Genomic DNA, 12,579 nt, shown 5'->3' on the forward strand with positions numbered 1-12,579 from the left:
GCCAAGAAGGGGCAGCGGTCGGCGCCATGATCGAAACCGGACGGTCTATACGCCGATAGGCTGATTGTTGCCAAGCCACAAATACGCGCCCATGAGGCCAGCACCGTCATGCTTATCCCGAGAGCACCGTTCGTCCTATAGGGACCTAGCTAGACCTGCTTATCTTTCTTATATATCGGACAAAAGCTTAGTTTTGCCTAATATGTTGGAAAAATGAGCACCCCCGGAATCACCTCCGTCCTGGATCTCCATCTGCTGCATCAGTTGGGAGACCGACTGCAACGCCTGCGCAAGCAGCGAGGGCTGGGGACGGTAGAGTTGGCGAAGCAGGTGGGTATTTCGCGCTCGACGCTTCATGCGGTGGAGTCAGGCGACCCTAGCACGGGCATTGGGACTTATCTGCGGGTGATGTCTGCTCTTGGGATCGGCGGTGAGCTGGCCATGTTGGCAAGCGACGCAATCCAGCCGGCGCCGCCGTACTCTGCGGTCGCAAGATCTCGCAGACCCCGTCCCTCGGACCAGGTAGCGGTCTCGGCCGACACGATGGAGCATCAAGTGCAAGACCTGCAAAGCCTGGCGATGCATGCGGCGGCCGTTCGACTGATCAAGGACAACGACGAGCTGCGTAGGCGTGCCCGCGCGACGCTGGAGAGCTGGCTGCAGAAAGACCCGCAATCCCGCTCTGCGCGCCTATGGAAGGAGTGGGGGCTGTGATCCTGTCTAAAGGGACCTATCGCCTGGCGCTAAGTCGTTCTGCGCACGCCCAGCAGCTGCGACAGGCCTCACCACTGCCGACCATTCTTCCTACGGAGGTTCGCAGTTCTTTGCTGGAGGATGTGCGCAAGCTCAAGTCCGGGGTGATTCTGGGCGATCCGCCGAAGGCGATTGACGCATGAAGCACTAGGACCGGGGGCGCATCATCCGCCTATGCAGCTTGGACCGCAACGGCGTGCGGAGCTCGAAGAGAAGGTCGACGAGCTGTTCCGGTATGGTTCCAGCGACATGTGTCTCCATGACTTCGCTTGTTTTGAGCCAATATTCTCAACAGCACGTCCACTCTGATATTGCTTGATTAACCTGCATGTTAAATTTAATATGCAGGTTAATTAAAACACGCAGGTTAAAAGATGGCAAAAACATCCGAAACCAGACCGCTTTCCACCTGGCAGCAGACTATCCCTGCAGGTCGTCTCAATCTCGAGGTCGCCCAGGGCATTTCCACCGCGCGCGACCTGCGCACGCTACTGCTCGATGCGGCCTACTCACTGCCTGCCACCTCATCTGAGGGCTTCCTCATCCCTGAGGGCTTCCTCATCCTCCTCTACAAGAGCTTGCTGAGCAAGGGGCGTCTGGCCGACGAGATGGCGGCCTTTCGGTCCATTGTTCGACCCGACATCGCGCATCGGGTCGATGTGCGAGCGATGGCCAGCCTGGAGGAGCTGGCGCAGCTGGAATTCATGGGGTTGGACATTGCCCAGCTGCGCGAGCGTGTGCGAGAGGAACTGTCCATGAAGCCGAGGTCGGCAAGTCGTGAGGTGGTCGTGGGCATGCTGCTGCACCGCTGGCTGAGCTTGGAAGATCCGATCAGGTTGCCAGAGTTGGCCGCGGCCGCCGGCGCCAGCCTGCCCACGGTCTACAAGGCCATCGAGTCCATTCGGCCAGAGTGCTTGATGCGCGCCGATGGCAAGCGCGTCGGGATCTCCCGCTTCGCAGCCGAGGACTGGAAGCAATGGCTCGATGCGGTGTCCGGTGGCCCCAAGGCGAGGTATGTGGATCGGTCCGGGTCTCCCAGGTCGCCAGAGAAGCTCGCGCGCAAGCTGTTCGATCAGGGGCGCAAGGACGTGGCTGTTGGCGGCGTGCTGGGCGCGCGACACATCCTTCCCGCTCTGGACCTGGTCTCTGCCCCCCATCTCGACATCCTTGTGCATGGCGGGCCCAACACTGATCTGTCGTTTGTGCAAGACCTCGACCCCGGGCTCGTGCGCGACGATACGCAGACGAGCCGCCCCCACGTCGTGGTGCACTACATCAACCGACCCGTGAACCTATTCCGTTTGGAGGGCCCTGCGGTATGGGGTGACCTCCTCGACTGCATGGCCAACCTGTGGGCCGCGGGACTGACGCACCAGGTTGAGGACATCATCAAGAGCGTCGCTCCGGGAGGAATGCATGAGTGAGCCGATCACGCCCCGCGACGTGCTCCAGAGTGTGGCCAGCGCCATACCGCAGGATCTGCGCGGAGACATCATCATCGTGGGCAGCCTGGCCGCCGCCTACCAATTGCTGCGAGACCAAGCCCAGACCATGCGTGTCGTTGGAAGCATAGCTGTGCCGGTTGAAGCAGAAGGAACCTAGGTGTGGGAGGTTATGGCCAAAAGAGGACAGTAATCGACCGGGGGAACGGGCGCGCAACGAGGCTGTCCATTAACCCCAATTTCACGGGGTCGCCCTTGCCCCTGCACACCTCGCGGGGTCAGGATTGTCTTGATCGTGCAGTTCACAGTTTGGAGGAGCTTCACGTCGCCATTGTGCCCGTGATGCGGCGTTTCGGGGCCTCTTGGGGCTGCGCGTTTGCCCTTATTGCCGCCACCCGCTGTTGGCCAGTTTCTCGATGTCGTGCACCATGTAGTACAGCTGCCACTGCGAGTTGACCTTCTCGCGCCCACGCAGATTGAACCGCGTGAGGTGTTTGTTGTGCTGGATGTTGCCAAACACCGGCTCGACCGTGCCCAAGCGCTGGCTGTACAGCTTGCGGCCTTTGTCCGAGTCGATGGCCAGGCGCATACGCTCGCTGGCCTCGCTCCTCCAATTCTCATCACTGAAGGCATTGAGTCGATCTTCATCGGCACCAACGAGTTCTCGTTTACAGGACATTCTTACCACGTCCCCAACGGCATCATCGCTGACGACATCGTCGAGGCTGCGGATTGGCGACGCCTCCCGACAGGTACTATTTGATTCGCCGGCTGAAGGACCTCTAGTGGGCATGAAATGATGGGCTCGACGAGGAAACTTCGAGACAATGTGTTGGCCGCATTGTCGAAGGGAGAACGACCGCAATGGGGTGAGTCCTGTCCTAGTCGAATTGGTCAATATCGGCCAAGAGATGACGCTCAGAATCCCCGGTCAAGTGACTGCTTCAGGCTGGTTGCCGTCAATTGGTTTCGGAGCGCCAATGACTGCTGCCATCGCTACCAGTCGTTGAGCAACTCGCCGGCTGGCTGCCCGCTTCAGAGCGCCAAGCCGTCGTTCCAGGCGATGGTGTCGCTGACGGCCCAACTTGGACCCGCGGGTGTCCTTGGGCTTGAACGGCGCCTTCTGCCCAACGATCTTGCCCTTGTTCCACGGCTCGCGATGAGTGGTATTTCCTACTGCTTCCATGAAGGTCTCCCGTCGAGTTGAGGGGCATGTAGGATGCGCTTCGGAGTCGCCGCAGTGCTACTATCTTTTGACACCAGCGCTCACTTCTGAGCGGCGCTAACCTATTGCTCCAGGCGGACGCTTTGCCGGAGAGCCGGCTTCGCGTCTCTGAGCAAGTGAGGTAGGTGGGAAAGGAGGATCGCATGAAACTCTGTGTCAGTGTCGTCGCGGCGCTTTCACTGTCACTGGCTTTACCAGTGGTGGCCCAATCCGATCTAGACAAGGCCAAGAACCTGGTGTCGTGCCTAGAAGGCAGGCACCCTGCCCTGTGCAAGCGCAGTTGGCTTACTCCTCAGGAGCAGCAAAAGGTGGACGTCGCCGAGCGGCGGGAGAAACTAAAGGTTTGCCTCAACGGCAGATATCCGACACTGTGCAAGAAGGATCGGCTCTCGCCAGAGGAGTTGAAGCAGGTCCAACTGGCAGAACGGCGCGAAAATCTTAGGACTTGCATTTCTGGGCGATACAAAAACTTGTGCAAGAAGAACCTCCTGACCGAACCGGAGCTAAAGCAAGTACTCGCGGCAGAGGCTGCCGAGAACTTGAAAACTTGCCTGACTGGTAGATTTCCTTCGCTCTGCAATCACTCCCTCCTGACACCTCCACAGTTCGCCCAAACTCAGGCGGCCGAGAAGAATGATGCAGCCGCGAAGCAGCAATACTCTCGGCGGCCGGCGCCAAGACTTGCTGGACGAGGTGGTGGGGCTAGTGGCTGCGAGGACGGGCATTGGATTGAATCTGTTTCGAGCGATGGAAGCATCGTCAAACTCGAAGACGGTTCCGTCTGGGAGGTAGATGCAGGAGACGCTGTGGACTCCGCTCTCTGGCTTCCTGTGTCAGACATCGTGGCGTGCGACGACAAGCTAATAAACACCGATGACAACGAGTACGTGTCAGCGACGAGAATTCGATGACGCGTGCTCCGGCAGTCGAGACCTGACTCTACGTTGAGCGTCTGCGTTCTCTACTTGGCTACGTCGGCAGCGGGTCGAACAGCCCCAATGACGCGTGGGACGTCGCCAATATCGGCTGTACATCTGAAACCTGCCGTCGGGCTGGAGAAGGTGCTGGCTCCCGGGTGAAGGCTGCGGAGCAGAAACCGTAAGGTCACGATGCGACCACAGCCGACCGCAATCGCTGCAATCCGGCCCTTGACCTGTGGGTTGTTGGGGTGCAGCAACTAAGGCAAATGAACACCAGAGGCCGTTAGCGCCGATGACGCTCAACCAAGCTCGGAGCCAAAGTCTGTCGTTCCATGCCGCATTTGGAGAATATCCCCCTAGGCTGAAGATTGAAGGCCAGTTGTTGCTAGATCACGACCAGGTAGCTGGCCTGATAACCAGGATTCTCCAATTGAAGCGACTCGCGCCCTGAGAACCTGCCGCGGGGACTCAGCGAATAGCCAGCCGGGTTCGAGACCACCCTGCATCGCCCCACCTGATAGTCGAAACTGTCATGCGCATGCCCATGGATCCAGAGATCCGTCCGATACATCAGCTCCGATAGGTCGGAGGCAAAAGCGGGTGTCAATGGATGGCCAACGTACTTGCGGTGCACGCTCAGGCGATGGGGTGCATGATGGCTGATCACCACCGTCTTTCCGACGAATTCATGTCCTAGTTCGCCTTCGAGCCAGGTACGGGATGCCAGGTGATCCGCCAGCATCAGGGCTGGCGTGATCAGCTCCGTGGGGGCCTCGGCTGATCGGGTACGGATCTCGAAGAAGTCCTTCAGATACGTCCCCGCCAACTCCATGGCGCTGGGTGCCGGACGCGCCCTATCGATGGCGAAGTCGGTCCAGAGGGTCGTTCCAAGAAAGCGGACACCGCCGATAACGCAGGCGTCGTTGTCCAGGACCTGGATGAGCGTGCCGGAAGTCGCCTCCCGCAAACTCTCCCGGACATCTTCCCAGGTCTGTCCATAGAACTCATGGTTTCCCGGGACATAGAGTACGGGGACAGGCCAGTTGCGGAAATGCCGTATGGCCTCAACGCCGGTATGGATGTCTCCTGCCAAGATCAGTAGCTCGGCGTCCGGGTGGGGGTCGACCAGGAGCTCTACCCTCAGATCCTCAGGCAGAAGTTCCAAATGCAGGTCAGAGGCGACTTGGATTCTCAAGCGTGTTCAACCAATGTAAGGATTGGTACTCCAGCCCTATCTCCCAATATAAGAGCTTCATGCATGTGCCAGCTGCACTGTGCTTTCCGGGTTGACAAGGTCATTCTCCCCTAAAGAGGGGCTTGATGCTCGACGTGTTCTTGCTCCGGAGCTCCGCCTCACCAATTCTGTAGTACAGCTGAGGAATGTGCATTGTGTCGCACGCAGCAACAAATGCCATCCTGCACTCGTTCAGATGGGGCACTCGATAGCACTCAGAGAATGAAATGGCCAACTTTGCCAGCCAGCTTAAGGCAGAGATCTCCCGTATTGCCCGTAAAGAGATCCGCGCCGGAACCCAAGCCTTGAAGAAGGCGTCAGCCCAGTACCGCACTGATATTGCGGCACTCAGGCGGTGCAGTGCCGAGCAGGATCGCGTGATCGCCAGGCTGCGTAAAGGTAAGCCTGTGGTCGAGACCAGCAGGACGTCGGAGGAAGGCCTGCGGCTACGTTTCCGCGCAGATGGCTTTGCCAACCTGCGCAAGAAGCTGGGCCTGTCGGCGGCCGATATGGGCAAGCTGCTGGGGGTGTCGCTACAGACCGTCTACCACTGGGAAAAGGGGCAGTCCAAGCCCAGAGCCGGCCAGATGCAGCGTATCGCCGATGTTCGCAAGCTCGGCAAACGTGGCGCGGCAGTGCATCTGGCTAGCTCCACAGCGCCCAAACTCACTTGAACATCGTCTTCAGGCTGGAAGCGGAAGCTGAACAAGGTCCGCTTTTCGACGTTGCGGCGTTTGCAAGGTGTCTAATGGGCTACGGCATGAATATCTAGTCAGTCCGGCTGACCGCCATATGGGAAGGTGCTGAGATACTTCCGGAATAGAAGTACATCAGGAGGAGCCATGGGGAAGATTTGCCAACTCGAGATCCAAAATTTCCGATCGATAAAGGAGATGTCCTGGGCGCCGTCTGCCGGTATCAACTGCTTGGTCGGCCCGGGTGACAGTGGGAAGTCGACCATCCTTGACGCGATAGACCTGTGTCTTGGCGCGCGTCGCAGCGTAGCTTTCGGCGACACAGATTTCCACGACCTGGACGTCACCCGACCCATCGTCATCTCGGCCACGCTAGACGGTTTGCCTGATGAGTTGCTGAACCTTGATTCCTACGGCGACTTTCTCCGCGGCTTCGACCCAGCGACGAGCCGAGTCGAAGACGAGCCCCGTGAAGGTATTCCCACCGTCCTGACGCTACGCCTCCGGGTCGCGGCCGACCTCGAACCCGTTTGGGCCCTGTATTCAGAACGCGCTGAGCGTGATGGTCTTGAGCGCGGCTTGGCATGGAAGGAACGCGCGCTACTGGCGCCGGCTCGCATCGGAAGTTTCGCGAACAGTAACTTGTCGTGGTCGCGTAACTCAGTGCTGAACCGCCTAACGGAAGACCGGGCTGACCTCGGCGCGCAGCTTGCGGCGGCTGCGCGGCAAGCCCGTGCCAACTTTGGCGACCAGGCTGATGCTCAGCTAGCTGACACATTGGCAACCGTGACGCAGGTTGCCAACCGCTTAGGCGTTTCGGTCGGCATATCCGCCAAAGCACTACTTGATGCACATTCGGTGTCCATCGGGGATGGCGCGATAGCGCTGCACAACGAGGACGGGATCCCCTTGCGCTCGCTCGGTACCGGGTCGTCTCGACTGCTCGTTGCTGGTTTGCAGCGCGAGGCGGCAGATTCGGCGTGCATTGCCCTTGTCGATGAAGTCGAGTACGGCTTGGAGCCACACCGCTTGGCACGGCTGCTGGACTCGCTCGGCGCGAAGGAAGGAGCGCCAACCCTGCAGGTCTTCATGACAAGCCATTCGCCGGTGGCCTTACGGGAGCTGGCCGCTGATCAGGTTTTCATCGTACGGTCGCGGCGCGGCCGTCATTGCGCGCAGCGAGTCGGGTCGGTAGACGGCATTCAGGGAATGCTGCGCAAGGATGCAGAAGCGTTCCTGGCCAAGTCAGTGGTCGTATGCGAGGGGGCATCAGAGGTTGGGTTTGGACGTGGCCTGGACCAGTTTTGGGTCGGGGAGGGCCATACCTCATTCTTCGCGCTGGGTGGCGCCTATGTGGACACCGGCGGCAGCGAGCCGGACCGCTGCTTCGAGCGAGGTAGCGCACTTCTGAAGCTAGGGTACCGGGTGCTGGTGCTGGCAGATTCGGACAAGCCCCCGACTCCCGCCGTGGTAAAGGGGTTTCACGATGCTGGCGGTGAATCGGTCGTCTGGCGACCCGCGCGTGCCCTCGAAGATGAACTGTTCCATAGCCTGTCGGACGAGGCTATCGATGCGTTACTCACCAAGGCGGCGGCAAACCTCGGGCGGGATTTGGTCAACGAGCACATCAAATCGAAGTCGGACGGTAAAGTGGATCTAAGCGCTGTCGAGCTCGAGCGGATTCTTGACGGGTTCTCGGTCGAGACGAAGACCCTGCTCGGAATTGCGTCCAGAACGAAAGGCAACGGCTGGTTTAAGTCGGTGACCGCGTTCCAGGAGGTTGCGAAGGAGGTTGTTGGGCCGCACCTGGCTACCGCTGACGCCGACTTCCAAGCACTCATCAACAAGCTCCGTGCCTGGATTCATGCCGCCTGAACTCGACCTCCTTGCGGTTGACCGCGGCTCGGTAACCGCACCTGCTGGATGCGGCAAGACTCATCTCATCGCCGACACGTTGGCGCTACACGTCGGGCCGAAGCGCGTCCTGGTCTTGACCCACACCAACGCTGGCGCCGCTGCGCTGCGCCAGCGCCTGAAGAAGGCCGGCGTCGGGTCAGCCGCCTTTCGGGTGTCGACGATTGATGGCTTCGTCATGCGCCTCATCGCGATGTTTCCGATGCGCAGCGCCATCGACCCACGTATTCTTGAAATCAGCAACCCGGGCCACGACTACCCCGCGATTCGTGATGCCGCCCTTGGTCTCTTACAGGCCGGTCACCTTTCCACGGCGTTGCATGCGACGTATGGGCGAGTCATCGTCGACGAATATCAGGACTGCAACCTCGTCCAACATAGCATTGTCGACGCACTCGCCGCTGAACTGCCAACGGTTGTCCTTGGCGACCCCATGCAGGCCATCTTCGGCTTTGCGGGCAATCGACTGGTCAGCTGGGGCAGGGATGTCGTGCCTCGATTCCCGCCCATCGGCGAACTTGCGACGCCATGGCGATGGATAAACGCAGGCACGGAAGAGCTTGGGCGATGGTTGCTTTATGCCCGTGCCGAGTTGGAAGCTGGCCGCGCTGTCGACCTGCGAGCAGCCCCGACTGGATTGCAGTGGGTTCAGCTCGACGCTGCAAACCGGGAAAACGGTCGGCGAACCGCTGCGCACACGCGCCTTCAGGATGGCGAGGAGACTGTCCTCATCATCGGCGACGCTCGCAACACAAGGGGGCGGCATCAGCTAACCAGCCAGACGCGCGGAGCTACGTCCGTCGAGACGGCGGACCTGGGCGACCTGACCAGCTTCGCGCGTCGCTTTGACTTGGCCCGGGCTGACGCACTTGAGCACTTGGTCAACTTCGCGGGCGACGTCATGACCGGCGTCGGCGCGGCAGCTTTCCTTGGTCGGATCAAGACCCTCCAGGGCGGTCGAGCCAAAAATCCAGCCACCCAGGCTGAAGCGGCAGCACTGGCGTTCGCCGCGCGTCCAGAGCTAAGCGCGGCCTTGCATCTGCTTCAACAGCTGGAGGGCCAGGAAGGCACGCGGGTTTACAGGCCGGTGATGCTGCACTGCTGCCGGTCGGCCATGCGTGCCGTCTCCGTGGACCGCACCTTCTTGGAAGCGGTGCTACAGACCCGTGAGAGGAATCGACATCACGGCCGTCCAGTCTCGCGCAGGGCGGTTGGAAGTACCCTCCTTTTGAAAGGGTTGGAAGCTGACGTTGCGGTCATCCTGCAGCCAGAGCAGATGGACGCATGCAACCTTTACGTCGCGCTGACACGCGGCGCCAAGCGCGTTCTGATCTGCTCAGAGAGCAACGTGCTGAGGCCTTGACGTCCGGGCTGTCGGCGACTACTTCTTGGCTTTTGATGCTGAGGGCTTGTTGTCCCGGTTGGCGCCGACGAGGATGATGTCTGGGTTGTCCGCATTGGGGCTGCGGCTTTTTCCGATCGACTGACTGCTCTCGCAGTCGGAAGCGGACAAAGGTGAATGGGTGATATCGACCAGAATCAGAATTGCGCTGGATGGGAAACGGATGCGTAGTTTTGAGCTACGAGGCAATGTTTGGATTGCCCGTGGCTGTTCAGCCGATTGAATGGGTAGACATATGCTGCAATGTTGTCCGCGCGTTCGCATTCTCTGGCTTGTGTTGGCGCCCTTGGTGGGGCGGGCTGCGCCTGATTGCCGCTTGGTTGATCAATTTCTGATCGCGTAGGCAGTCGAGATCAGATTTTTTTATCAGAATCGAGGAGATACGGTCGTCGTGACGCCCGAGAGGATGTACCTCCCCGGTAAGGATTGCCGCCAGGAGCTGCCCTTTGATGGTTTTGTCCCTAGGGTGTGAGAGCTTCAAGAACCGACCTAGAACCAAGACGGACTCGGGAGCCGGAAATGTGCCAGTCGAAATCAGTTGCGCCTTGTCGAGGAGCTGCTGTCGGACCCTTTCCAGATCTAACCGAAAATACCCGCGCCGCTGCAGCCTGGGATCACGGGCGCCCAAAAGGCAGTTCTCTTTGAGAAACTGCAGCGCGCTGACAGGAATCCCCAGATAGGCGGCCGCGGCCCGGGTCTCCAGGATATCAACGGTGCCTTCTGAATTGGCTGCGGCTTTCAAATTGTCCGAGTCGAAGCCGTAGCGTCTGGATCCCGTGCGGACATACATCGTCTCGTCGATCATGCCAGCGCGCATCCATTTACTTAGCGTGCCGGCGCTGACCCCCAGGACGCTGGCTAGTTCATGCCGGTTGAGTCGCTTCTTCTTCTCCTCAGTCTGGGCCACAAGGCGCGCATCGACAGCTGCTCCATTCCACTCCCTGACGCCAAAGTCCAGGAACGCTTGACGTATCCAGGGAAGCTCTTGGCCTGAGCGCCTGCGGCCTGATTTGACGAATTGCTGATAGAAGCGGTTATAGAATTTCAAGAAACTGGTCTCATCAGGATTGCGCTTGGCCATCTCGCCGCGCAAAAAAGTGGACAGACCATTGGGCCAGTCCGACAGCAGATTGGCCACCGCGAGGACGGAGTCTTGCGCCGGGACCTTCCCATAGGGCTCGTTGAGTACAAATGCTCCCAGGCGGAACAAATGCACCATCAGTGATCGCAATGGAAGCTCCAGCAGGTGATCGATAGGCAGGCCAGTAGTCGTGTTCTCCAGGATTGTGCGTTCGTCATGCAGACGCGCGTACAGAACTTTCATCAAATCCACCTCGCCGGCACTGGCTGCTTCCATAGGGGCGCTGGCGAGGTCCGTTCCGCATTTGCAAATAAGCGGTGCCGGTCTGAACTGCCGCAGGGGAGATAGGCATGTGGGGCACTGCATCAATGCTTGGCAACCATGAAATGGGCAGGCCGTGGCGATGCGTAGGTCCCAGAATACGTCGACATAGCCTGACTCCTGCGCGCACAAGGGGCATAGCCCTTGCTGCGCCAGGCGGAATGGACGTGTCATCAGACCGCTTCCAAGGTCGTGCCCCGCAATCTGGTAGGTGGTGTCGCCTTCGTCGCTTGTGCGTGTATAGGACATCGCTTCAATTCGGGCGACGTCCTGCCCCAGTACACCTGCCAGCTTGTGTGCGGACAGGCAGGCCGTGTTCATTTCGCCCTGCTCCAGGCCCGCATGGCGATAGATGTGCCAAGGCGAATCGTAGCCATTGGCCTCGGTGATTCTCAGCATATAGCCGAGCAGGCCTTCGCGAGGTTTGGGTTCGGGTGTGACGACCAACATGTCAGGCTCCAAAGGCGTCGTTGTAGCCGCCGCGCGCGCTTCGCTTTCCAGCGCGCTTGGTTGCCTTTGGCGGACGCGGCGCTGGGCGGCCGACGCTCTGGGCCCACAGAAGAAGTTCATCCCGTTTGTATTGCTTCAAGAAATCCTGTGCAAAGGGGTTAGGCATGACCGGGGTGGATTGGCCCGTGGCTGGGGTATCCCTTTGGATAGACCAGATCGATTGGGTATGCGCTTCCTGCAGATCTTTCAGCGTCAGGGCCTTGCGGTCGGCGGTCGAGGCGTTCCAGACCAGTTGGCGCAGGAACTTGGACAGGATGCCAATCAGCCCGCCGCAGGTGCAAAAGCAGCGAAACGCCATCTCCTCGGCCGCCAGAGCGGGGCAGTCCAGGACGCCGGCTATCACCTCGTCAAAAGCCTGCAGGATTGCCAAGAACTCCTGCCGCTCTACTTCGACTGTCCAGTTAAGGCGCGGCATGATGACGGGTGCTGCGAAGCGGCCGGCCAGCTGCTCATTCTGGTCAATGACTGCCCTGCAGGTCGGTAATCCCGCCACCACAAGCGCGCAGCGGGTTTCGTCGGCCAAGATCTTCAGCCAATCGGCCACCTGATGCATGACCATCTGGGAGCCTTTGTCAAAAAAATGCTGAAACTCGTCGAGAACCACCATATAGGTGCCGACCTTTTGCATCAGGTGCTTCAGACGCATCGTCTTGGCGTTCTCCGTACCCGTCGTGAACCGCGGGTCGCCTATGGCTCCCAGTAGCAGTTCCACCAGTCCTTTGACAGTGGGGTATGAAGGCGTCTTGACGCGCAAGATCGGAATCGAGAGACCTTGCTCCAGACGCGTTGGAGGATGGCGGTGGCAAAACTCTTCGATAACCCGACTCTTGCCGGTTCTTGACTCACCGATTAGCGCTATGCAAACGGGTTCGCTGGCGCCTGGGGCGTAGGCGTAGCACTGCTCCAGCTTGTCGATCGCGTGATCGAAAGCCGAATGAGGAACGAGAATGCTGTCAATGATGTATTTAATGTCCATGGGCTGAAATGGCTGAAATGGCTGAAATGGCTGAAATGGCTGAAGTGGCTGAAGTGGCTGAAGTGGCTGAAGTGGCTGAAGTGGCTGAAGTGTGGAATTGCAGATG

The 12,579-nt window shown here is 59.5% G+C and carries 11 protein-coding genes; 7 read left to right on the forward strand and 4 right to left on the reverse strand.

Annotated features, from left to right (window positions below; translation table 11 throughout):
* The first annotated feature begins 213 nt into the window (after positions 1-213).
* The 3 genes from AO057_RS07745 (at position 214) to AO057_RS07755 (ending at position 2,355) form a co-directional block, all read left to right on the forward strand.
* Positions 214-714: a helix-turn-helix transcriptional regulator gene (locus tag AO057_RS07745; protein WP_240480749.1), complete on the forward strand. Its 501-nt coding sequence runs from the start codon at positions 214-216 to the stop codon at positions 712-714.
* Between the two features lie 413 nt (positions 715-1,127).
* Positions 1,128-2,177 carry a hypothetical protein gene (locus AO057_RS07750; protein WP_057675082.1) on the forward strand — a complete coding sequence of 350 codons (1,050 nt, stop codon included), beginning with the start codon at positions 1,128-1,130 and terminating at the stop codon, positions 2,175-2,177.
* Complete coding sequence (locus tag AO057_RS07755) at positions 2,170-2,355, forward strand: hypothetical protein (protein WP_057675083.1); 186 nt, start codon at positions 2,170-2,172, stop codon at positions 2,353-2,355. The genes AO057_RS07750 and AO057_RS07755 overlap by 8 nt, the downstream gene beginning before the upstream one ends.
* Before the next feature lie 222 nt (positions 2,356-2,577).
* Here AO057_RS07755 and AO057_RS07760 read toward each other — a convergent pair whose 3' ends face one another.
* A complete protein-coding gene (locus tag AO057_RS07760; RefSeq protein WP_082605454.1) occupies positions 2,578-2,874 on the reverse strand; it encodes a transposase in 297 nt (98 codons plus the stop codon).
* A 689-nt stretch (positions 2,875-3,563) separates the two neighbouring features.
* On the opposite strand from AO057_RS07760, the gene AO057_RS18025 reads away from it, so the two are divergent.
* On the forward strand, positions 3,564-4,331 hold the full coding sequence (locus AO057_RS18025) for a hypothetical protein (protein ID WP_168163358.1): 768 nt from the start codon (positions 3,564-3,566) through the stop codon (positions 4,329-4,331).
* A 394-nt stretch (positions 4,332-4,725) separates the two neighbouring features.
* Here the strand turns inward: AO057_RS18025 and AO057_RS07765 are convergent, their stop codons facing one another.
* Positions 4,726-5,535: a metallophosphoesterase gene (locus tag AO057_RS07765; RefSeq protein WP_057675085.1), complete on the reverse strand. Its 810-nt coding sequence runs from the start codon at positions 5,533-5,535 to the stop codon at positions 4,726-4,728.
* Between the two features lie 266 nt (positions 5,536-5,801).
* Between AO057_RS07765 and AO057_RS07770 the strand changes: the two genes are divergently transcribed.
* The 3 genes from AO057_RS07770 to AO057_RS07780 all read left to right on the forward strand — a co-directional run bounded on the left by AO057_RS07770 (position 5,802) and on the right by AO057_RS07780 (position 9,546).
* Positions 5,802-6,248 carry a helix-turn-helix domain-containing protein gene (locus tag AO057_RS07770; protein WP_057675086.1) on the forward strand — a complete coding sequence of 149 codons (447 nt, stop codon included), beginning with the start codon at positions 5,802-5,804 and terminating at the stop codon, positions 6,246-6,248.
* A 168-nt stretch (positions 6,249-6,416) separates the two neighbouring features.
* Entirely contained in the window at positions 6,417-8,144 is a 1,728-nt protein-coding gene (locus tag AO057_RS07775) for an ATP-dependent nuclease (protein WP_057675087.1), read from the forward strand.
* Positions 8,134-9,546, forward strand: coding sequence for a UvrD-helicase domain-containing protein (locus AO057_RS07780; protein ID WP_057675088.1), 1,413 nt, complete (start codon positions 8,134-8,136; stop codon positions 9,544-9,546). Before AO057_RS07775 ends, AO057_RS07780 begins: the two co-directional genes overlap by 11 nt.
* Positions 9,547-9,796: 250 nt before the next feature.
* Here AO057_RS07780 and AO057_RS07785 read toward each other — a convergent pair whose 3' ends face one another.
* Together AO057_RS07785 and AO057_RS07790 are read right to left on the reverse strand one after the other, a co-directional pair.
* Positions 9,797-11,437 carry a TniQ family protein gene (locus AO057_RS07785; protein ID WP_057675089.1) on the reverse strand — a complete coding sequence of 547 codons (1,641 nt, stop codon included), beginning with the start codon at positions 11,435-11,437 and terminating at the stop codon, positions 9,797-9,799.
* A 1-nt stretch (position 11,438) separates the two neighbouring features.
* Positions 11,439-12,473, reverse strand: a complete 1,035-nt coding sequence (locus tag AO057_RS07790) for a TniB family NTP-binding protein (RefSeq protein ID WP_057675090.1) — start codon at positions 12,471-12,473, stop codon at positions 11,439-11,441.
* Positions 12,474-12,579: the final 106 nt, after the last annotated feature.

The organism is Curvibacter sp. PAE-UM, assembly GCF_001432305.1.
Classification (GTDB): domain Bacteria; phylum Pseudomonadota; class Gammaproteobacteria; order Burkholderiales; family Burkholderiaceae_C; genus Hylemonella.